21 protein-coding genes and 1 pseudogene are annotated in these 19869 nt (G+C 67.2%); 10 read left to right on the forward strand and 12 right to left on the reverse strand.

Going from position 1 to position 19869, the window contains the following annotated elements; genetic code table 11:
- Window positions 1–188: 188 nt before the first annotated feature.
- Window positions 189–515, forward strand: a pseudogene (locus OA56_RS00015) (integrase core domain-containing protein); the annotation flags it as partial.
- Window positions 516–520: 5 nt separating this feature from the next.
- On the forward strand, window positions 521–637 hold the full coding sequence (locus OA56_RS00020; protein ID WP_461583108.1) for a biotin/lipoyl attachment domain-containing protein: 117 nt from the start codon (window positions 521–523) through the stop codon (window positions 635–637).
- 66 nt (window positions 638–703) lie between these two features.
- On the opposite strand, the gene OA56_RS00025 is transcribed toward OA56_RS00020, so the two are convergent.
- The 12 genes from OA56_RS00025 to ybgC form a co-directional block, all read right to left on the reverse strand.
- On the reverse strand, window positions 704–1195 hold the full coding sequence (locus OA56_RS00025; protein ID WP_055422410.1) for a VOC family protein: 492 nt from the start codon (window positions 1193–1195) through the stop codon (window positions 704–706).
- A gap of 35 nt (window positions 1196–1230) precedes the next feature.
- Window positions 1231–1944, reverse strand: coding sequence for a response regulator transcription factor (locus tag OA56_RS00030; RefSeq protein WP_055422411.1), 714 nt, complete (start codon window positions 1942–1944; stop codon window positions 1231–1233).
- Entirely contained in the window at window positions 1941–3992 is a 2052-nt protein-coding gene (locus OA56_RS00035) for a hybrid sensor histidine kinase/response regulator (RefSeq protein ID WP_461583053.1), read from the reverse strand. The genes OA56_RS00030 and OA56_RS00035 overlap by 4 nt, the downstream gene beginning before the upstream one ends.
- A gap of 75 nt (window positions 3993–4067) precedes the next feature.
- Window positions 4068–4751, reverse strand: a complete 684-nt coding sequence (gene queC, locus OA56_RS00040; RefSeq protein WP_055422413.1) for a 7-cyano-7-deazaguanine synthase QueC — start codon at window positions 4749–4751, stop codon at window positions 4068–4070.
- A gap of 40 nt (window positions 4752–4791) precedes the next feature.
- Window positions 4792–5442, reverse strand: coding sequence for a 7-carboxy-7-deazaguanine synthase QueE (queE, locus tag OA56_RS00045; protein ID WP_461583054.1), 651 nt, complete (start codon window positions 5440–5442; stop codon window positions 4792–4794).
- Window positions 5439–6215, reverse strand: a complete 777-nt coding sequence (gene ybgF / locus OA56_RS00050; protein WP_055422415.1) for a tol-pal system protein YbgF — start codon at window positions 6213–6215, stop codon at window positions 5439–5441. The genes queE and ybgF overlap by 4 nt, the downstream gene beginning before the upstream one ends.
- Before the next feature lie 14 nt (window positions 6216–6229).
- The gene (gene pal / locus OA56_RS00055; protein WP_461583106.1) at window positions 6230–6754 is read right to left on the reverse strand and encodes a peptidoglycan-associated lipoprotein Pal; all 525 of its coding nucleotides are present in this window, start codon (window positions 6752–6754) and stop codon (window positions 6230–6232) included.
- A 56-nt stretch (window positions 6755–6810) separates the two neighbouring features.
- Window positions 6811–8103, reverse strand: a complete 1293-nt coding sequence (gene tolB, locus OA56_RS00060; protein ID WP_055422715.1) for a Tol-Pal system beta propeller repeat protein TolB — start codon at window positions 8101–8103, stop codon at window positions 6811–6813.
- A gap of 71 nt (window positions 8104–8174) precedes the next feature.
- A complete protein-coding gene (locus OA56_RS00065; protein WP_461583055.1) occupies window positions 8175–9149 on the reverse strand; it encodes an energy transducer TonB in 975 nt (324 codons plus the stop codon).
- Between the two features lie 8 nt (window positions 9150–9157).
- Window positions 9158–9592, reverse strand: a complete 435-nt coding sequence (locus tag OA56_RS00070) for an ExbD/TolR family protein (protein ID WP_055422417.1) — start codon at window positions 9590–9592, stop codon at window positions 9158–9160.
- A gap of 15 nt (window positions 9593–9607) precedes the next feature.
- The gene (gene tolQ / locus OA56_RS00075) at window positions 9608–10282 is read right to left on the reverse strand and encodes a protein TolQ (protein ID WP_461583056.1); all 675 of its coding nucleotides are present in this window, start codon (window positions 10280–10282) and stop codon (window positions 9608–9610) included.
- Between the two features lie 20 nt (window positions 10283–10302).
- On the reverse strand, window positions 10303–10722 hold the full coding sequence (gene ybgC / locus OA56_RS00080) for a tol-pal system-associated acyl-CoA thioesterase (RefSeq protein ID WP_088178242.1): 420 nt from the start codon (window positions 10720–10722) through the stop codon (window positions 10303–10305).
- A gap of 99 nt (window positions 10723–10821) precedes the next feature.
- Between ybgC and OA56_RS00085 the strand changes: the two genes are divergently transcribed.
- From OA56_RS00085 to gspG, 8 genes are all read left to right on the forward strand, one after another.
- Complete coding sequence (locus OA56_RS00085; protein ID WP_461583057.1) at window positions 10822–11877, forward strand: STAS domain-containing protein; 1056 nt, start codon at window positions 10822–10824, stop codon at window positions 11875–11877.
- Window positions 11878–11892: 15 nt separating this feature from the next.
- Window positions 11893–12429 (forward strand): ATP-dependent protease subunit HslV, encoded by a 537-nt coding sequence (gene hslV / locus OA56_RS00090; RefSeq protein ID WP_055422421.1) that lies wholly within the window; start codon window positions 11893–11895, stop codon window positions 12427–12429.
- Entirely contained in the window at window positions 12426–13751 is a 1326-nt protein-coding gene (gene hslU / locus OA56_RS00095) for an ATP-dependent protease ATPase subunit HslU (protein WP_055422422.1), read from the forward strand. The genes hslV and hslU overlap by 4 nt, the downstream gene beginning before the upstream one ends.
- Window positions 13752–13760: 9 nt before the next feature.
- Window positions 13761–14669, forward strand: coding sequence for an AEC family transporter (locus tag OA56_RS00100; protein WP_461583058.1), 909 nt, complete (start codon window positions 13761–13763; stop codon window positions 14667–14669).
- A 77-nt stretch (window positions 14670–14746) separates the two neighbouring features.
- Entirely contained in the window at window positions 14747–16450 is a 1704-nt protein-coding gene (locus tag OA56_RS00105; RefSeq protein ID WP_461583059.1) for a hypothetical protein, read from the forward strand.
- A gap of 14 nt (window positions 16451–16464) precedes the next feature.
- Complete coding sequence (locus OA56_RS00110) at window positions 16465–18186, forward strand: GspE/PulE family protein (RefSeq protein WP_461583107.1); 1722 nt, start codon at window positions 16465–16467, stop codon at window positions 18184–18186.
- 6 nt (window positions 18187–18192) lie between these two features.
- On the forward strand, window positions 18193–19404 hold the full coding sequence (locus tag OA56_RS00115) for a type II secretion system F family protein (RefSeq protein ID WP_461583060.1): 1212 nt from the start codon (window positions 18193–18195) through the stop codon (window positions 19402–19404).
- A gap of 20 nt (window positions 19405–19424) precedes the next feature.
- The gene (gene gspG, locus OA56_RS00120) at window positions 19425–19856 is read left to right on the forward strand and encodes a type II secretion system major pseudopilin GspG (protein ID WP_461583061.1); all 432 of its coding nucleotides are present in this window, start codon (window positions 19425–19427) and stop codon (window positions 19854–19856) included.
- Window positions 19857–19869: the final 13 nt, after the last annotated feature.

Here is a 19869-nt window from a genome sequence, read left to right on the forward strand (position 1 = left end):
CTGCACAAGAACGCCACCACGACCCCTGCGGCCCTGCGCACCATCCAAATCGAGTCTGCTGGTGCGCCGCCTTGCCCGGGAACTCAGGGTGTCGGAGGATGCCATTCGACGTCGCCGACGCTGAAGACCCCGAGCTTCTTGTGTTCGCTCATTGATGCAGCCTCTTTCGTCTGCGTACGATCCTCACCTTCGATGAACCGTACCAGGCGCTCGACATCGAGCATCGGTTGACCAAACCTCGCCGTCCGCAAACGAACGGCAGGGGCGAGCGCTTCAACGGACGCATCAGCGAGGTGCTTGCCACCCATCGCTTCGACAGCCGCAAAGCGCAGGAGGCGACGATTCAGCGCTACGTCTGGCTGTACAATCACCACATCCCCCAGGAGGCTCTGGGGCATGTCTCACCCATCGGAGCCATGAAAAGATGGTACGCGGAAAACGAGCAAAGCGAGTTCCAACGAAGTCAAAAACATGAAATTTGCATTAAAAATGCTACAGAATCGTCCGGGACCTGATATCTTTGTCCAGAAAATATCCTTCTATCCTGCGCGCCGAGCAGGACGGCAAGGTGAAGAAGATCGTCGCCAAGCCGGGCGCGAGCCTGGCGGTGGACGAGGTGATCCTCGAATTCGAGTGATCCTCCTTCCCTGCAAAGGTAAAGAAAAGCCGGCCCCGAGAGGCCGGCTTTTTTCTGGGCGAAAAATCAGCGCGCCGCGGCGGCGATCGTCGCGTACGCCTCAATCACTTCCGGCGGGGCCTGGACGAGCTCGATGAGCACGCCTTCGCCGCTCACCGGGAATTCGTCGTTGCCTTTGGGGTGGATGAAGCAAATGTCGTAGCCGGCCGCGCCGCGGCGGATGCCGCCGGGGGCGAAACGCACGCCATGCGCCGAGAGCCATTCCACCGCCTTGGGCAGGTCGTCGACCCACAGGCCGACGTGGTTGAGCGGGGTGGCGTGCACCGCCGGTTTCTTCTCCGGATCGAGCGGCTGCATCAGGTCGACCTCGACCTTGAAGGGGCCCGCGCCCAGGGCGACGATGTCTTCATCCACGTTCTCGCGCTCGGAGCGGAAGGTGCCGGTCACCGGCAGGCCGAAGAGCTCGACCCACAGGCGGGCAAGCCGCGTCTTGTCGAGCGCGCCCAGCGCGATCTGCTGGATGCCGAGGATACGGAACGGGCGGGAGGAATCGTTCATGGGATGGTCTCGTGCGGTAGGGATGGGCAGGAATTTTACTCCCAGCGCACGGGAGCAGCGAAGAGGTAGCCCGCGCCATAGACCGTCTTGATGAGGCGCGGGTCGTGCGGATCGTCGCGCAGCTTGCGCCGCAGACGCGAGATGCGCACGTCGATGCTGCGGTCGTACGATTCGACGGGGCGGTCCCCTACCAGGCGTTCGCGCGAGAGGATGCGGTTGGGATGGGCGAGGAAGAGCATCAGCAGCTGCGCTTCGGCGGTGGAGAGCCGCGTGCTGCCGCCTTGCGGATCGGTGAGGGTGTGGCTTGCCGGGTCATAGCGCCAGCCGGCGAAATGCGCGCAGCCCTCTTGCGATGCAGGGGTCGGGGCGGCGGTCTTCTGGTAGCGGCGCAGGATGGAGCGCACCCGGGCCACCAGCTCGCGCGGCTCGAAGGGTTTGATGAGATAGTCATCCGCCCCCAGCTCCAGCCCCAGCACGCGATCGGCCACGCCCGCGCGGCCGGTGAGGATGAGCACGGCGCAGGGGTGCAGGCGCTGCATCTCGGCGATCAACGCCAGGCCGTCCATGTCCGGCAGCCCCAGATCGACGATCGTCAGTTCCGGCGTGCGGGTGCGCACGGCGTCGAGCGCGGCGCGGCCGCTCGCGGCCACGTCGCAGGCAAAGCCGAATTCGCCCAGGCTGCGGCAGATGAGACGGGCGACGTCGGGATCGTCTTCGACGACGAGGAGGCGAGGCTCGGCGGTATTCATCGGGTCGTTCCGGCTCTGAGACGCTGCGCGGCGGCGAGCGCCTGGGCGAGTTGGGTCTGGGTACAGGGTTTGGGCAGGAATACGTAGGCATCCACCGGCGGGCCTTCGTCGTGGGCATAGCCCGTCACCAGCACGGCGGGCAGGGTCGGGCGCAGCGCACGGGCGCGGGCGATGAGGCTGCGGCCGTCGAGTTCGCCCGGCATGACCGCATCGGTGACGAGCAGCTCGATCTCCTCGACGTGCTCGAGCAGCTCCAGCGCCTCGTGCGCGTTGGCCGCCTCGAGCACGGTGTGTCCCAGCGCCATGAGCTGCTGGCGCAGGACGTGGCGCACCGGCAGTTCGTCTTCCACCAGCAGCACCATGCGGGGAATCGAGGGGGGTGCTTCATCGTCTTGCGCCTCGTCCGTTCCTCGGGCACCCTCCGCTGCCGGGGCCTGCGGCAGCGTGAAGGAGAAAGTGGTCCCGCGGCCGGGCTCGCTGTGCACCCGGATGTCGCCGCCCGACTGGCGCACGAAACCATAGACCATCGCCAGCCCCAGACCGCTGCCGCGGCCGAAGGGCTTGGTGGTATAGAACGGCTCGAAGACATGGGAAATCTGCTCGGCGGCGATGCCGCAGCCCGTGTCGGCGACCTCGAAACGCACGCACTGCCCCGCGTCGTCCGTCGTGTCCGGGCGGACGCGAATCGTGAGGGTCCCGCCGCGCTCGAGCATGGCATCGCGCGCGTTCAGGGCGAGGTTGAGGAGCGCGCTCTCGAGCTGATGCGCGTCGGCATAGGCGTGGAGCGGCGTCTCGGGCAGGTCGAGCACGATGGCGATGGTCTCGCCCAGCGTGCGTTCGAGGATCACGCTCATGGAGCGCACCAGTTCGCCTACCTCGACCGCCTGCGGCGCGAGGGGCTGCGAACGCGCGAAGGTGAGCAGCCGCCGGATGAGGGCCACGCCGCGCGTGCTCGCCGCGAGCGCCGGTTCGAGATATTCGCGCACGGCGCTTGAATCGCCCAGGTAGCGCTTGAGCCCTTCGAGGTTGCCAATGAGGGTGGTGAGCAGGTTGTTGAAGTCGTGCGCGAGCCCCCCCGTGAGCTGTCCGATCGCCTCCATCTTCTGCGCCTGGATGAGCGCGTTCTGGTGCGCCTTCTGCTCGGTGATGTCGATCGAGAGCACGAAGAAGCCCACGACCGTGCCCTGCCCGTCGCGCTCCGGCACCACGGTGCTACGGGCGTGGACCGGCCGACCCCGGGCGTTGCGGCGGGCGTATTCGTAGCTGACGGTCTCACCGGCGTGGGCGCGCGCCAGCGACGCTGCGATCTGGGCATAGGTGTCGGGGCCGGTGATCTCGGCCACGGTGCGCCCGACGATCTCGTCCTGTTCGAGGCCGAACCAGCGGGCATAGACCCGGTTGGCGAAGCGGTAGCGCTCGCCGGCGTCCAGATAGGCCACCATCGCCGGAATGGAATCGAGGATGAGGCGCAGGCGCTCTTCCGAGCGGCGCAGCGCCTCGGCGGTCTGGTCGAGCTCACGCTGGGCGGCGCGCAGTTCTTCGTTGGCTTGCGCGAGCGCCGCCGTGCGCTCGACCACCCGGGCTTCCAGCGTCTGGTTCTGTTCCTCGATGAGCCGCTCGTAGCGGCGCTGCTCGGTGATGTCGGTCCACAGCGACACGAATCCGAGGTTGGGGATGGGCACGCCGCGCACCGCCAGAATGCGGCCGTTGGGGCGCTCGCGTTCGAAGTAGTGCGGCTGGAAGGCACGCGCGGCCATCACCCGTTCGGCCACCAGACGCTCGATGTCGCCCTCGCCGTATTCGCCGCGCTCGGCGTTGAAGCGGGCGAAGGCTTCGAAAGGCGTGCCTTCATGGACCAGGTCTTCGGGGAAGTCGAGCAGGCGCTGCATGGCGCGGTTCCAGGCCACCAGCTTGGGCGTGGCGTCGAACACGGCGATCGCCTGATCGAGCAGGTCGAGCCCGGCGAGCAGCAGGTCGAGCCGGCGCCGGTCGCCGGGGCCGACGAGGCTGGAAACAGGCAGTTCCGGCAGGGCAGGGGGAGGGGGCATTGCGCGAAAGGCCGTGTGCGTATCGAGGATAATCCTACGCCGATCGCCGCGCTTTTGCCAAGCAGGAGCCGGGCGCTAGCGGTAGCGGGTGGGATCGGGCACGCCCGCTGCGGCGAACCCCTGGGCGCGGAGCCGACAGGCGTCGCAGCGGCCGCAGGCGCGCCCTTCCTCGTCCGCCTGATAGCAGGAGACGGTAAGCGCATAATCCACGCCCAGTTCCAGCCCCCGGCGGATGATCTCGGCTTTGGACAGGTGCATGAGCGGCGCGTGGACGCGGAAACGCGCGCCTTCCACCCCGGCCTTGGTGGCGACGTTGGCCAGCGCCTCGAAGGCGGCGATGAATTCCGGCCGGCAGTCGGGATAGCCGGAATAGTCGACGGCATTGACTCCGATGAAGAGATCGCGGGCCCCCAACACCTCGGCCCAGGCGAGCGCCACCGACAAGAGCACCGTGTTGCGCGCCGGCACGTAGGTGACAGGGATGCCCTCGGTCGGCGTCTCGGGCACGGCGATCGCTTCGTCCGTGAGCGCCGAGCCGCCAAAAACGCCCAGATCGACGCGGGCGACGCGATGTTCGACGGCGCCCAGTGCCCGGGCCACGCGCGCCGCGGCCGCGAGTTCCGCATCGTGCCGCTGGCCGTAGGCCACCGACAGGGCATAGGGACGGTAGCCTTCGGCGCGGGCGATCGCCAGCACCGTGCTCGAATCGAGCCCGCCGGAGAGCAGCACCACGGCGTTTCGAGAGGAGACGTCCTTCATCGCGGGAATCCTTACGCAAAGAGAGGGACGCGACGGTGCTTCACTTGCCGCGCGCGTCGCCCCACAGAATCTTGTGCAGCTGCAGTTGGAATCGCACCGGCAGGCGGTCGGCCACGATCCAGTCGGCGAGCGTCGAGGGCGCCAGTTCCCCGGCCACTGGCGAGAAGAGCACCGTGGCGCGGCGGGCCAGACCGTGCCGCTCCAGGACGTCCTTGGCCCAGTCGTAGTCGGCGCGCCCGGCGAGCACGAACTTCACCTCGTCGTGCGGGCGCAGGTGGTCGAGGTTGTCCCACAGGTTCTTGTCGGCTTCGCCCGAGCCCGGCGCCTTGAGATCCATCACGCAGCGCACGCGAGGGTCGAGCCCCGCGATGGAGAGCGCCCCACTCGTCTCCAGCGAGACGCGATGGCCGGCGTCGGCGAGCGCCGTGAGCAGGTCGCGGCAGGCCGCTTGTGCCAGCGGCTCGCCGCCGGTGACACACACTTCGGGCAAGCCCAGGTCCGAGACCCGGGCGAGGATCTCGTCGATCGTGAGGCGTTCGCCGCCACGAAAGGCGTACGTCGTGTCGCACCAGCGGCAGCGCAAGGGGCAGCCGGTGAGGCGAACGAAGACGGTGGGCACCCCCACCGTCGTCGATTCCCCCTGCAGGGAGGCGAAGATCTCGCTGACCCGCAGCAGCTCCTGCGACTTCATCGCCCCAGGCGTTGGCGGGCGACCTGGCCCGCCGGGGTGTTGGGATAGCGTTCGACCAGGCGCTTGAGCATGTCGGTGGCGCCGACTTCGTCGCCCATGCCCTGCAGGGCGTTCGCCAGGCCCAGCATGGCGTCGGGCGCGAGCTCGTGCTTGGGCGTGTCGTAGACCACCCGGGCGAAATGGCGCCGCGCCGTCTCGTACTGCTTGAGCTGCAGCGCCGCCGTCCCGGCCCAGAAATGCGCCGCCGGCACCTGGGCGTCGTTGGGATACTGGCGCAGGAAGGTCTCGAAGGCCGCCAACGCATTCTTCGCATCGCGCGCCTGGAGCTTGGCGAGCGCCGCATCGAACTCCGCCTTGGCATTACCTGCCGGGGCGGACGCCGGCGCAGGCGCAGCGGGAGCCGTCGCGGACGGTGCCGCGGCCTGCGAGGGGGCAGACGCGGCGGCACCACCGCTGCTCAGCGCATTGAGCCGGGCATCGAGATCGAGGTAGAAATCCTTCTGCCGCTTCTCTAGCTGATCCAGCTTGTACTGCAGCTCTTCGATGCGTCCGGTGAGCCGGCGCACGTCCTCCTGCAGTCGCTCCATGTCGTTGCTTTGGCTCAGCTGCGAGCGCGCCATCGCATCGACGCGCTCGTTGAGCGTCTGCACCTGCAAGCGGAGGTCGGCGACGCCCTGGCGCGCCTCGTCGTCGGCGAAGAGGGCGAAAGCCGGCTGGCTCAGCGCGGCTGCGGCGAGCAGCACCCCCGTACGCCAGGAGAAGGGCTTGGGCATCGCGCGAGGCTCCGTCAGAATTCACCCGAATAGAGGATGTCGGCGCGGCGGTTCTGCGCGTAGCACTCTTCGGTCTTCTCGGTGCAGACGGGCTTTTCTTCGCCCAGGCTCACGGCTTCCACCTGATCTTCACGCGCCCCGAAGGTCACGAGGGCGTTTTTGACCGCCTCGGCCCGTTTCTGGCCGAGCGCCAGGTTGTATTCGCGGCTGCCGCGTTCGTCGGCATTACCCTGGATCAGGACTTTGAGATCGGGGTTCTGCGCCAGGAAGCGGCCGTGGGTCTGCACCAGCGACTGGAATTCCGGCTTGACGACGTAGCTGTCGAAGTCGAAGTAGATGTTGCGCTTGGACAGGGGGCTATTGGGGTCGCGCAGGGCGGCCAGCGCTTGGCTGCGCGAGCTCGGCGGCGTGACCGTTTTCACGGCGCCGGCGTTGCGGTCTTCGACCTTGCCCGCGCCTTCCTCGACCGAGCCGGTCGAGGAACAGGCAGAGAGGATGAGCCCAAGGCAGAGCACGGCAGGGGTGAGCAGCTTTTTCATGTGCATTTGGTTCATGTTCCTATGGATGGGTGGGAGACGAACGAACAAAAACGGGCTTAGCGCGGCAACGGCCCCCAGGCCGGTTCCCGCACGTCGGCCCCCTCGGCCGAGAGGCGCAGACGGACTTTGCCATCGGTCGAGACGGCGAAGAGGGAGCCTCTTCCGCCAGATTCTGAAGCATAGACGATCATGCGTCCGTTGGGCGCGAACGAAGGCGATTCGTCGCGCGACGAATCGGAAAGAATGAGCTGCTGTCGCGTCTGCAGGTCGAGCAGCGCCACCTGGTAACGCCCTTGGTTGCGCGTGACGAAGGTGAGCAGCTTGCCGTCGGACGAGACGTCGGGGCTGACGTTGTATTCGCCTTCGAAGGTGACGCGCTCGGCCGCGCCGCCGCTCGCCGGCATGCGGTAGATCTGGGGCGAGCCACCGCGGTCGGACGTGAAATAGAGGTAGCGGCCATCGGGCGAAAAGACCGGTTCGGTGTCGATGGCGCTGCTGCGCGACAGGCGCACCGGGGCCCCGCCGGAAACGGGGACGAGGTAGATCTGCGAGATGCCATCGCGCGTGAGGGCTACGGCGAGGTTCTGGCCGTCGGGGGAGAAGGCCGGCGCCGAGTTGGAGCCTTTGAAGTTCGCCACGGCGCGGCGCTGGCCGCTGGCGAGCTCGTGGACGTAGACCACGGGTTTCTTCGCCTCGAACGAGACGTAGGCCACCTTGGTACCGTCGGGACTCCATGCCGGAGAAATGATGGGTTCCTGCGAGATGAGTGCCGGCACGGAATTGCTGCCGTCGGCCTCGCTGATGCGCAGTTCGTAGCGGCTGCCCTGCTTCACCACGTAGGCGAGCCGTGAGGCGAAATAGCCGGGCACGCCGGTGAGTTTTTCATACACGAAGTCGGCGATGCGGTGCGCGGTGGCGCGCGTCTGCGAAGGGGTGAAACGGTAGAGGATGCCGCCGAGGTCGGCCTGGCGACGGGTGTCGAACACGCGCACCCTGACTTCATATTGACCTGCGCCGACCGGCGTGGCGGTGCCGGCGAGCACGGCATCGGCCCCGCGCTGGGCGAGGTTGGCGTAATCGGGAATCTGGTCCTCGGGCAGGCGCATCATGCCGACGTCGACGAGCTGGAAGATGCCGCTCTTGGCGAGATCCTGGCTCACGATCTGGGAAATGGGGGCGGGCAGCGACTCTTCGCCGGCCAGATAGGGGATGGCCACGGGAATGAGACGGCCGCCGGCGCCGGTGATTTCGACGGTGAGCTGGGCCCGCGCGGGAAGCGCGGCCAAGGCGGCGAGCGCCACCATGAAAGGAAGGAACCGATGGAAGGCTCGATGGGCGAGGCCGTGCATCGCGATCACGCTGGTGGTGGAAAGTGTGAAGTTTTGCACAAATTTTCTTTGGTGGCAACGCATTCCCATGCTCATTGCGCGAGCGGCCGCAGTTTGAGGGTGAGGGTGCGCTCGAAGAGCCGCTTGTCTTCGGGCAAAGGCAAGGGGCTGGAGCGTCGGATCGCGCGCTCGAGCGCGGCGTCGAGCGCCGCGTTGCCGGAGGATTGCACGAGGCGGACATTGACGACCGTCCCGTCCGGCAGCTGGTCGACGATGAATACCGCTTCCGGGTTCCCTTGCACACCCGGAGGGACGACGATGTTGCCGCGTACCTTGGCGCGGATCTGGTCGATGTAGGTGGCACGGGCCTGCTCGGAGGGGCCGCTGGGGGCGCCGCCGGCCGCAGGGGCAGAAGCGCTGCTTGGCGCCTTCGCGGGCGTGGCGGGGTTGGTGGTCTGCTGCCGCAGGCGCGCCTCGGCGAGCTTGGTGAAATCGTCGAGCGGCGGTTCTTTCTTCGGCTCGGGTTTCTTCGGTTCGGGTTTGGGTGGCTCTTTTTCCGGCTTGGGTGGCTCTTTCTTCGCCTCTTCCTTGGGCGGCTCTTTCTTGGGTTCGGGTTTTTTCGCCTCTTCCTTGAGGGCGATGTCGGGTTTGTCCGGGGCGGAAGGCTTGGGTTCGGGCTTGGGCGGCTCGGGCTTGGGCGGAGGCGCCGGCTTGGGAGGTTCCGGTTTCGGCTCGGGTTTCGGTTCCGGCTGCGGCTTGGGCGGCTCGGGGCGAGGTTCGGGCTTGGGTGGGGCGGGTTCCGGCTTGGGTTCAGGCTCGGGCTTGGGAGCCGGCTGCGGGCCTGGCGCGGGCTCCGGATTCTTGGCGAGCTGTGTGCGGGCGGCCTGCGGCGCGGCCACGAGGTCGACGAGCAAGGGTGAGGGCTCCCCGACCTTCCATTGCACCGAGAAGGCGATGAGGGCGAGGAGCAGCGCGTGCATGCCCAGCGCGAGGACCGCGGCGAGCAGCTTGCCCTGCTCGGGGCGGCGCGGCGGACGCACGGGCGAGCGGAGGAGAGGTTCTGCCATCGGAAGCCTCAGGGCGCGGTGGCGCCACCCGCCGGAGACTTGCGCGTACTGCTCGTCTGCAGGCTGATGCGGGTGTAGCCTTCATTGCGCAGCCGATCGAGCGTGTCCATGATTTTCTCGTAGGTGGCGCGCCGATCGCCCGCCACGACGACGGCGAGGTTCGGGTCTTTCGCCTTGAGCGCCTGCAGCTCGCGCAGCAGCGTGAGCGCATCGACGTTCTTCTCGGGCGCGGCGGGGTTGGGCTTGAGCGCGAGGCTACCGTCGGCGTGCACGATCACGATCGCCGCTTCCGACGGCGGCGAGGGCAGGTTGCCCACCGTGGGCAGCTCCACGTTGCCCAGCTGGATCATGGGGGCGGTGACCATGAAGATCACCAGCAGCACCAGCATCACGTCGATGTAGGGCACGACGTTCATCTGGTTCATCAGCTTGCGTTTGGCCATGGGATGCCTCCGGCCTCAGCGCAGCTGCCGTTGCAGCAGGTTCGTCAGCTCTTCCATGAAGGTCTCGATGCGCACCGACAGGCGCTCGATGTCGTGGGTGAAGTGGTTGTAGGCCACGGCCGCGGGAATGGCGGCGAAAAGGCCGATCGCCGTGGCGATGAGCGCCTCCGCGATGCCCGGAGCGACGTGCGACAGCGTGGCCGAAGTCATGTTCGCCAGGCCGCGGAAGGAGTTCATGATCCCCCAGACGGTGCCGAGCAGCCCGATGTAGGGCGCCACCGACCCGGTGGAGGCGAGGAAAGCCAGATGCGCCTCCAGTTCGTCCATTTCGCGCTGGTAGGCGGCGCGCATGGCGCGGCGCACGCTCTCGAGCGCGGCGGCCGAGTCGAGCGAACGGCTGCGCTGGCGCAGGAACTCGCGCCAGGCGGCGAGAAAGACCATCTCCATGGGGCCGGCGTGCTGCAGGCGCGACTCGGTGAGCCGGGCGAGCGTTTCCAGATCGCTGCCCTGCCAGAAGCTCGCCTCGAAGGCGTCGGTGCGCCGGCGCGCGTCGCGGATCTGGAAGATCTTGCGGAAGATCCAGTACCACGACATGACCGACAGCAGCGCGAGGATCAGCATGATGAGCTGGACCGGCACGCTCGCCTGCAGGACCAGATGGGTAAACGACAGATCGGTGGTGACGTTCATGGTCGGCGAAAGGATGGGGGTCAGGAAAGGAAGAGCCGTGCGCGCACGGCGGCGGGAAGGGCGACCGGTCGGCCGCGCTGCAGATCGACGCAGGCCACGGTGACTTCGGCGTCGAAGAGCGGCAGATCGCCGCGCAGCAGGCGCTGGGCGAAGACGACGGTGGTGCGCGTGGCCGAGACGGCGCGCGTCTCCAGCCGCAGCAGGTCGTCGAGCCGCGCCGGATGCCGGTAATGCGCCTGCAACCGGTGCACCACGAAGCCGATGCCGTGCTCGCGCATCAGTTCGTTTTGCGAAAATCCTAGCCCGCGCAGCAGCTCGGTGCGGCCGCGCTCGCAAAAGCGAAGATAATTGGCATAATAGACGAGGCCGGCGCAATCGGTGTCTTCGTAATAGACGCGGAGTTCGATCGCGTGGGACTCGGCAGGGGCGGAGGCGTCCATGGCCGGGCCATTATAGCGCATCCCTTGCCGAGTTCGACGCAGCGGGATACCGGGATTTGGGGTAGACTGGCAAACGCCCATACGATGGGGAGTGTGGTGATGGAGCACGAGCCCGACGATCCGTTTGCCTTCGAAGAGGACGCGCTAGCGGCCACGGCGCTCGCCGTCGAGGATCTCTTCCTGGGGCGAGACCCGGTTCAAGAGGTGGCCATGTACTGGGCTCGGGGCGACGAAGAGGCGGCCATCGCCACGCTCGAGCGCTTCCTTGCCGACAACGCCGCGCCGAAAGAGGCCTGGTGGGTCTTGTTCGACATGCTGCGCGCGCGCGGCGAGCGGCGCCGCTTCGAGGAGGCGGCGCTCGCTTACGCGCTGCGCTTCGACTGCTCCCCGCCGGCGCTCGCCCCGGCGGAAGAACGGATCCAGGCCGGGCCGCCGTTGCTGCTCCTGCCCGAGCGGCTCGATGCCGCAGCGATGTCTTCGCTGCAGGACAAGGCGCTGCGGCTGGCGAAAGTCAGCGGCTCGTTGCGTCTCGATGCCTCGCGCCTGCGCCTGATCGAACCGGCCGGCGCGGCGCTCTTTCTTGCCCTGATGAAAAAGCTCATCGACAAGGGGGTGCGGTTTCAGTGGCGTCGTCTCGACCTCGCCCTGAGCGCGATCGAGCGGGCGAGGTCCGCTGCGGCGGACGACCGGGCGCTGTGGGAGCTGGAGATCGTGTGGCGCACCGCCGCCGGCCAGTTGGACCGGGCCGAAGCGCTGGTGCTCGCGTTTGCCGAAACCTTCGAGGCGATTCCGCCGGTCTGGATGTCCGAGCCGGAGCGCGTCGGCTGTGAGACGGCGACGCAGCCGGAGGCGGAGCGAGAGAGCGCGCCGGCGTGCGGCGACCTGGTGCTCGAAGGGGATCTGGATGAGCGCTCCATCGGCGAAGTCGTCCAGGAAATCCTCGCCTTCGCCCGCGACCATGACTTGATCGTCCTCGACTGCGACGCGCTGCGCCGGGTCGATTTCGTGGCCGCCGGCATGCTCTACAATGCCTTCGCCGCCCTCAAGGGGCAGGGCAAGCAGGTGATCCTGCGCAACGTCAGCCAGGTGGTGAATGCCCTCTTCCAGGTGCTGAGCATGGAGCAGGTCGCCACCATCCAGACGAAAACCTACTAGCAACGAAGGAATTTCATGGAATCCTATCACGGCACCACCATCCTGTCGGTGCGCCGCGGCGCTTCGGTGGCGCTGGGCGGCGACGGTCAGGTCACTTTGGGCAACGTGGTCGTCAAGGCCACGGCGCGCAAGGTGCGCACGCTCTATCACGGCAAGGTGCTGGCCGGGTTTGCCGGCGCCACGGCCGATGCCTTCACCCTCTTCGAACGCTTCGAGGCCAAGCTCGAGAAGCACCAGGGGCACCTGCTGCGCGCCGCGGTCGAGCTCGCCAAGGACTGGCGCACCGACCGTATGCTGCGCCGGCTGGAGGCCATGCTCGCCGTGGCCGACCGGGAGCATTCGCTCATCCTCACCGGCAACGGCGACGTGCTCGAACCCGAGGAAGGGATCGTCGCCATCGGCTCGGGCGGGGCCTATGCCCAGGCCGCGGCCCAGGCGCTGCTGCGCCACACCCAGTTGCCGCCGCGCGACATCGTCGCCGAATCGCTGCGCATCGCCGGCGACCTGTGCATCTACACCAATCAAAACCACGTCATCGAGGTGCTGGAATGACGCCGCTCACCTGCCGCGAGATCGTCTCGGAACTGGACAAATACATCGTCGGCCAGCACGAGGCCAAGCGCGCCGTGGCCGTGGCGCTGAGAAACCGCTGGCGCCGCGCCCAGGTGCCCGAGCCGCTGCGCCACGAGATCACCCCCAAGAACATCCTCATGATCGGCCCCACCGGCGTGGGCAAGACCGAGATTGCGCGGCGGCTGGCGCGGCTTGCCAACGCGCCGTTCATCAAGATCGAGGCGACGAAATTCACCGAGGTCGGCTACGTCGGGCGCGACGTCGACACCATCATCCGCGATCTGGCCGAGATCGCCATGAAAGAGGCCAAGGAACGGGCCATGCGCCGGGTGCGCGACCGGGCGCGCGACGCGGCCGAGGACCGCATCCTCGACGTCCTGCTGCCGCCGGCGCGCTCCTTCGGCGAGGAGCCCGCACCCGCCGAGAGCGCCACGCGGCAGAAATTCCGCAAAATGCTGCGCGAAGGTCAGCTCGACGAGAAGGAGATCGAGATCGAACTTACCGCCCCCGCCCTGCGCGCCGAGATCTTCGGCCCGCCCGGCATGGAAGAGCTCACGCAGCAGCTGCAGGGGCTGTTCCAGAACCTGGGCAGCGGCAAGCGGCGCACGCGCAAGATGCGGGTGCGTGAGGCGATGGAGGCGCTCACCGAGGAAGAGGCGGCCAAGCTCGTCGACGACGAGGAGCTCAAGCAGGAAGCGCTCCAGGCGGTGGAGCAGAACGGCATCGTCTTTCTCGACGAGATCGACAAGATCGCCGCGCGTCAGGAAACTTCCGGCGCCGACGTCTCGCGCCAGGGGGTGCAGCGCGACCTGCTGCCGCTGGTGGAAGGCACCACCGTGGCCACCAAGTACGGCATGGTGCGCACCGATCACATCCTCTTCATCGCTTCGGGCGCGTTCCACCTGAGCAAGCCGAGCGACCTCATCCCCGAGCTGCAGGGCCGCTTCCCCATCCGGGTCGAGCTCGACAGCCTCACAGTGGACGACTTCGTGCGCATCCTCACCGAGACCGAGGCGAGCCTGGTGGAGCAGTACCGGGCGCTGCTGGCCACCGACGGGGTGGAACTCGAATTCTCCCCCGACGGTGTGCGGCGGATTGCCGAGATCGCCTGGGCAGTGAACGAGCGCGTCGAGAACATCGGCGCGCGGCGCCTCTACACCGTGATGGAGAAACTGCTCGAAGAGGTCTCCTTCCGCGCCGGCGGCGAGCCGCTGCCGCGCGTGCTCATCGATGCGGCCTACGTCGACGGGCGGCTGGCCGATCTGGCCGGCGACGAGGATCTCGCCCGCTACGTGCTCTGAGGCGCGGCCGTGCTCGCCCAGCGCCTCGTCGAGATCCTCTTTCCCCTCTTCGCCCTGGTGGCGCTGGGTTACGTCATCGGCAAGCGCCACCGCCCCGAGCTCTCGGGGGCGAACCGGCTCAACATGGACGTCTTCACGCCGGCGCTCGTCTTCGCCGCGCTCGCCGGCCGGCAGGTCGACGTCCTTGCCTATCTGCCGCTCGTGCTCGCCGCCCTCGTGCTCGTGCTCGGCTCGGGGGCGCTCGGCTGGTGGCTCGCGCATCGCCTGCAGGAGGACCCGCGCACGCTCGCACCGCCGATGATGTTCAACAACTGCGGCAACCTCGGCCTGCCGCTCGCGCTGCTCACCTTCGGCGAGCAGGCCCTGGCGCCGATGGTGGTGCTCTTCATCGTCAGCAACCTGCTGCACTTCAGCCTGGGCGTGTGGTTGCTCGATCGCCGCGCCCGCCTCTCCCATCTCTGGCGCGTGCCCTCGGTGCTCGCCGCCGTCGCCGGGCTCGCCGTGGGCGCGGCCGGCTGGACGGTGTGGCCGCCGCTACTCACCACCCTCAAGATGCTGGGCGACATCTCCATTCCGCTCATGCTCTTCGGCCTGGGCGTGCGTCTGGCCGAGACCCCCATCCGCGCCTGGCGCCTGGGCGTTATCGTCGCCCTGGCCCGCCCCTTGTCGGGCATGGCGCTTGCCGCGGCGATGATCGGCCTCTACCAGTTGATGGACGGCGCCTGGCGCCTCGAGCCTCTCCAGGCGGCGCTGCTGCTGCTCTTCGGCGCCCTGCCGCCGGCGGTGCTCAACTACCTCTTCGCCGAGCGCTACGGCCAGGAGCCGGACAAGGTCGCCTCCATCGTGCTGGTGGGCAACCTCGCCTCTGTGGCGTTTTTACCACTGGCGCTGGCGGCGGTGCTGGCGTATGGGATATAATGACAAAAACAAAATGATTCCGACCCCGGCGCGAATGAGACCCGCCCCCTTTTCTTCGTCGTAGAGGAGATGCCGCCATGCCGATCGCAGACATCGTCGCCCAGAAAAAAGAAGCCGCCATCCAGGAGATCGTCACCAAACAGCAGGCCAAGGACCAGCTGGAAGATCAGGCGCACACCCTGGTGGCCACCACCAATGCCACCAATACCGTGCTCACCGCCTATCTGGCCTATACGGGTTTGCCGCCGAGCCAGCCCGATCTGACTACCTGGGTCGATTTCTTGGTCAAAGGCGGCTCGACCACGACACTCATCGCTACGCTGGCCAAGAACCCGGCCTATCTCGCCAATACGGCTGGCAGTGCCGTCAACGCGGTGCAATATGCGTTTCACAACCTCTTCGGACGGGAGGCCAATGCGGGGGATCTCGCCTACTGGTTGCCGCTGGCAACGAATCCCAGCTTTCCCATGAAGCTTGCCGCCGCGGCTTCGCCGGCTGACGCCTGGGCGCTCGCACAGCGCGTTCAGTTCCTCGATGGCGTCGACGGTTTGCTCGGCAGTGACGATCCGACGGCCGTGCAATACCGCGGCGCCCTGGCGTATACCTTGTCAAAAATCCATTTCGGCGGTGAGACGGCCGAGCAGGCCCTGGTCGATTTCAACCACCTGCTCGATCCGAACGCTCAGACCTTGCTCGAACAGCTCAATGCGCCTTATATCGCGCAACAGCAAACGCTTGCGCTCGACCTCGCCTTCCTTGCCTATCTCCGCCGTCCTCCTACCATGCCTACCGCCGAGGGAAACACGGGTACTCCCGGAACCGGCGGGACGGGTGATACCGCGGCTGCCGCTACCGACGAATACACCATCTGGACCACCCATCTCAAGCAGGCGAACGGCAATCCCGATGTCCTCCTGCAGACGCTTGCTTCCAGTTCCGAGTTTGCCCAAATTTACAGCGCAGTGGGTGGTGACCTCTCCAAGTCGATCGACGACCTCTACCATTTCCTTTTCGGCCGTGCCGCGTCCGCGGATGAGATCGCTAATTGGGTCGGCTGGGTCAATGCCAACCCTACCAAAAACTACCTGCTTCCCTGGCAGATCGCCGTCTCCGCTAGCGGCACCGATTACGCCTCCTTGCAGCAGAAGCTCCTGGTCGTGGAAGATCTCAAGCAGATCGAGCAGAGCAAAGGGCTCGATGCCTCCGATCCGCACATCAAGCCCATCGTGATGCAGCTCCTGGGCGAAGTATCCGCTTACCCCGACGGCAAGACGGCGCAGGAAGTGATCCAGGACATCGACCTCTCCCTCGGCTACGGGACGAAACCAACGCCTCCCGAAATTACCTCGGTGATGCGTGTCGGTGATACCCTTTCGATTACCTTCGATCAGGCCATCGACTGGAACTACCTCGACAAGAACCATGACGGCAAGCTCGCCATCGGTTCGGAGCTCATCGTCGGAGCCAAAGGGGTGTGGGAAGCGCCGGAAGGAGCTAGCGGGGGCAAAACCATCGCCATGACCAACCCCCTGGGCAGCAGCCCAACGGCCGTCGTCTCCGTAGATGACCAAGGCAAAATCCTGCCTAACAGCCAGCTCGTCATCAAGATGAGTTCGGATGCCGACCTGGTACATGCCTATACCTACACTCCACCGACGTCGGGAAGCGGAACGGGAACGTCAAGCGAATCCATCACGGAAATCCCGACGCTCACCGAAGTCGTCGTCATCGGCATCAAGGATCTCGACGGGCAGATCGGTGATGCAGCCATGAGTTTGTGAGCCTCCCCTTCGGCATGGCCTCTTCTTCTTCACGTTTGGCCGATCACTCCGACGACGCGGAGCGGGCGAAGGCGCAGCGCCTCGGCGAGCGCCTCGTCGCCTGCGGCAAGCTCACGCCGGCCGACCTCGAGCGGGCGCTGGAAGCGCAGCAGCAGCTTGGTGGCATGCTTGGGCAGGTGCTGGTGCGGCTCGGGCTCGTCGCCGAGCTCGACGTCGCCCAGGTGCTGGCCGAGCAGCTCGGCGTCGAGCTCGTGCGGCGCGAGGCTTTTCCGGCCACGGCACCTGCGCTCGGCCGCCTCAATCCGTCCTTTCTCATCGCCAACCGTGTCCTGCCGCTCGGGCCGGTGGAGGAGACCGAACGCTTTGCCGCCGCCGTGCCGCAGGATACCCGGCTCGCGCACGCCTTGCGGCTCGCCTTGGGGCGACCGGTGCGGCTGTGTCTGGGGCTGGAGAGCGAGATCGAGGCCACGCTCGAAGCCTGGTTCCTCGCCCCCGAAGAAGAAGGTGAAACCGGGGGGGTAGGGGACGGCGAGGCGGTGAGCGAGTTCGTCGAGCACCTGCGCGACCTCGCCTCCGAAGCGCCCGTCATCCAGCGCGTCAATCAACTCTTTGCCCGCGCCGTCGAGCTCGGCGCTTCCGACATCCACATCGAGCCCTTCGAAGACGCTTTCGTCGTGCGCTGCCGCGTCGATGGGGTGCTGCGCGTCATCGACGAGCCGCCGCGCGAACTCGCCCCGGCCATCGTCTCGCGCATCAAGCTGCTGTCGCGCCTCAACATCGCCGAGCGCCGCCTTCCCCAAGACGGTCGCATGAAAATCCGCGTCCATGGCCACGAGCTGGACGTGCGTGTCTCCACGGTGCCCACCGCCCACGGCGAGAGCGTCGTCATGCGGCTGCTCGAGCGCAACCTCGCCCTCCTCGCGCTCGACGCCCTTGGTTTCGAGGAAGACATCCTCGCCCAGGTACGCGCGCTCCTGGGCATGCCACATGGCATCTTCCTCGTTACCGGTCCCACCGGCTCGGGCAAGACCACCACCCTGTATGCCGCCCTGCGCGCGCTCGATGCCACCGAGCTCAAGATCCTGACCGTCGAGGATCCCGTCGAATATCAAATCCCCTGGATCAACCAGGTCCAGGTACAGCCCCAGATCGACCTCACCTTTGCCAACGTGCTGCGCTCCTTTTTGCGTCAAGACCCGGACGTGATCATGGTGGGCGAGATGCGCGACGGCGAAACCGCCCAGATCGCCGTGCAGGCAGCCCTCACGGGTCACCTCGTTCTCTCCACCCTGCACACCAACACCGCCGCCGGTGCCGTGGTGCGCCTGCACGACATGGGCGTGGAGCGCTACCTCATCACCTCCTCGGTCATCGGCATCATGGCACAGCGCCTCGTGCGCGCCCTGTGCCCTGCCTGCCGCGCGCCCGTGCCGCCCGAACGTCGGCAGGCCGTGGCCGATGCCCTCGGTCTGCCGCTACCCGGCGATGCCACCCTCTTCGAACCCGTCGGCTGTCCTGTTTGCCGTGGCAGCGGCTACCGCGGCCGGCGCGCCATCCACGAACTCCTCGTGCTCGATCGCGCCGTCAAGCAGGCCATCCTGGCCGGGGCCGATGCCGACGCCATCGACGCCGCCGCCGTGGGTAAGCGTTCCCTGTTGCAGGACGGCGCGCGCAAGGTCTTTCGCGGCATCACCAGCGCCGAAGAAGTCCTGCGCGTGGCCCGTGCCCAAGACTGACCCCCTATGAGCGAATACGAATACCGCGCCATGGCCCGCGACGGCACGGCCCGCGCTGGGCGCATCCAGGCCGAGCGCCCCGAAGATGCCCGCCTGCGTCTGCAGCTGCAGGGGCTCACCGTGCTCGAGCTGCGCGAACCCGGCTCGGCCGCCGCTACGCCAGAAGGCGAGCGCCCCTTGCGCCTCACGCCGACGCAGATCCTCGACTTCAGCCGCGAGCTGTGGCGCCTGGTGCGCGCCGGCCTCGCGCTCGACCGGGCCTTGCGCGTGCTCACCGAGATGTACCCCGAAGGCGGCGAGCTGCACCGCTTCGCCACCGCCGTAGCCCAAGGCTTGCGCGGCGGGAAATCCCTCACTCAGGCGCTCGCCCCCTACGAATCCCTCCTCGGTAGCCTCTATCTGGCACTGCTGCGCGCCGGCGAAGCCTCTGGCCGGCTGGATGAGGCGCTCGCCGACATCGTCCGCCACCTCGAAGCCGGCGAGCGCCTGCGCGCGAGCATCGCCTCCGCCCTCATCTATCCCGCCATCCTCGTCGTCGTCGCCATCGCTTCCATCGTGCTGATGCTCGCCTTCGTCGTGCCCCAGTTCGAGAAGCTCTTCGAAGACCTGGGCGAGGCCCTGCCGCTACTCACCCGCGCCGTAGTCGCTCTGGGGCATTTCTTCCAGCGCGCCTGGTATCTCGTCTTCGCCGGCGCCGTCTTCATCGTCTGGGCCGTCGACCGCTGGCGCCGCAGCCCCGGTGGCGCCCGGCGCTGGGATGAACTCACGCTGCGCTTGCCGCTTCTCGGACGCATCCGCTATCATCTCGAACTCGCGCGCTACTTCCAAACCTTCGGTACCCTGCTCGGACGTGGCGTACCCATGCTGCAGGCTGCGGGTATCGCCCGCGAAACCTTGGGGAACCTGGTCCTGCGTGAGCGCGTCGAACCCATTGCCGACGCGCTGAAGCGCGGCGAACGCCTCAGCCTCGTGATGGGGCGCCTGTGGCCCGACGATCGCGCCCTGCAGCAGATCCTGCGCGTGGGCGACGAAACCGGGCGGCTCGCCGAGGCCATGACCGAACTCGCCCAGCGCTATGAGGAAGACGCGCAGCAGCGCATCAAGCGCGCCCTCACGCTGCTCGAACCCGCCATCATCGTCACGCTGGGGGCCGTCGTCGCCGTCATCATCATCGCCGTGCTCACCGGCATTCTGTCGGTCAACCAACTCGCTGTGTGACACCGTACGGAGATCGTTTCATGCCATTGCTCGAAGCCCGCTTTCCTCGCCGCCAGGGCGGTTTCACCCTCATCGAACTGCTCGTCGTCCTTGCCATCCTCGCCCTGCTCGCCGGCCTCGTCGGCCCGCGCGTGCTCGACCAGCTCGGTGGCGCCAAATCCAAGACCGCCGCGCTGCAGATCCACGAAATCGAGCAGGCGCTCGACCTCTACAAGCTCGACGTCGGCCGCTACCCCTCGGATCAGGAAGGGCTCGACGCCCTGGTGAAGAAACCCGCCAGCGCCAATGGGTGGAACGGTCCCTACCTCAAAAAGGGCCTGCCCAACGACCCTTGGGGTCGCCCCTATCTCTACAAAAATCCCGGCCGGCACGGCAGCCCCGATGTCTACTCGCTCGGCGCCGACGGCAAGGCCGGAGGCGAGGGCGAAGACGCCGACATCTACAACGACTGATCGGGAGCGGAGC

Source organism: Tepidiphilus sp. HLB4, from assembly GCF_054823945.1.

What these genes read in the sequence shown, in the direction of transcription:
- OA56_RS00025 (WP_055422410.1), bottom strand. Translation starts at nt 1,195, where the DNA reads ATGAACGATTCCTCCCGCCCGTTCCGTATCCTCGGCATCCAGCAGATC.
- OA56_RS00030 (WP_055422411.1), bottom strand. Translation starts at nt 1,944, where the DNA reads ATGAATACCGCCGAGCCTCGCCTCCTCGTCGTCGAAGACGATCCCGAC.
- OA56_RS00035 (WP_461583053.1), bottom strand. Translation starts at nt 3,992, where the DNA reads ATGCCCCCTCCCCCTGCCCTGCCGGAACTGCCTGTTTCCAGCCTCGTC.
- queC (WP_055422413.1), bottom strand. Translation starts at nt 4,751, where the DNA reads ATGAAGGACGTCTCCTCTCGAAACGCCGTGGTGCTGCTCTCCGGCGGG.
- queE (WP_461583054.1), bottom strand. Translation starts at nt 5,442, where the DNA reads ATGAAGTCGCAGGAGCTGCTGCGGGTCAGCGAGATCTTCGCCTCCCTG.
- ybgF (WP_055422415.1), bottom strand. Translation starts at nt 6,215, where the DNA reads ATGCCCAAGCCCTTCTCCTGGCGTACGGGGGTGCTGCTCGCCGCAGCC.
- pal (WP_461583106.1), bottom strand. Translation starts at nt 6,754, where the DNA reads ATGAAAAAGCTGCTCACCCCTGCCGTGCTCTGCCTTGGGCTCATCCTC.
- tolB (WP_055422715.1), bottom strand. Translation starts at nt 8,103, where the DNA reads ATGCACGGCCTCGCCCATCGAGCCTTCCATCGGTTCCTTCCTTTCATG.
- OA56_RS00065 (WP_461583055.1), bottom strand. Translation starts at nt 9,149, where the DNA reads ATGGCAGAACCTCTCCTCCGCTCGCCCGTGCGTCCGCCGCGCCGCCCC.
- OA56_RS00070 (WP_055422417.1), bottom strand. Translation starts at nt 9,592, where the DNA reads ATGGCCAAACGCAAGCTGATGAACCAGATGAACGTCGTGCCCTACATC.
- tolQ (WP_461583056.1), bottom strand. Translation starts at nt 10,282, where the DNA reads ATGAACGTCACCACCGATCTGTCGTTTACCCATCTGGTCCTGCAGGCG.
- ybgC (WP_088178242.1), bottom strand. Translation starts at nt 10,722, where the DNA reads ATGGACGCCTCCGCCCCTGCCGAGTCCCACGCGATCGAACTCCGCGTC.
- OA56_RS00085 (WP_461583057.1), top strand. Translation starts at nt 10,822, where the DNA reads ATGGAGCACGAGCCCGACGATCCGTTTGCCTTCGAAGAGGACGCGCTA.
- hslV (WP_055422421.1), top strand. Translation starts at nt 11,893, where the DNA reads ATGGAATCCTATCACGGCACCACCATCCTGTCGGTGCGCCGCGGCGCT.
- hslU (WP_055422422.1), top strand. Translation starts at nt 12,426, where the DNA reads ATGACGCCGCTCACCTGCCGCGAGATCGTCTCGGAACTGGACAAATAC.
- OA56_RS00105 (WP_461583059.1), top strand. Translation starts at nt 14,747, where the DNA reads ATGCCGATCGCAGACATCGTCGCCCAGAAAAAAGAAGCCGCCATCCAG.
- OA56_RS00110 (WP_461583107.1), top strand. Translation starts at nt 16,465, where the DNA reads ATGGCCTCTTCTTCTTCACGTTTGGCCGATCACTCCGACGACGCGGAG.
- OA56_RS00115 (WP_461583060.1), top strand. Translation starts at nt 18,193, where the DNA reads ATGAGCGAATACGAATACCGCGCCATGGCCCGCGACGGCACGGCCCGC.
- gspG (WP_461583061.1), top strand. Translation starts at nt 19,425, where the DNA reads ATGCCATTGCTCGAAGCCCGCTTTCCTCGCCGCCAGGGCGGTTTCACC.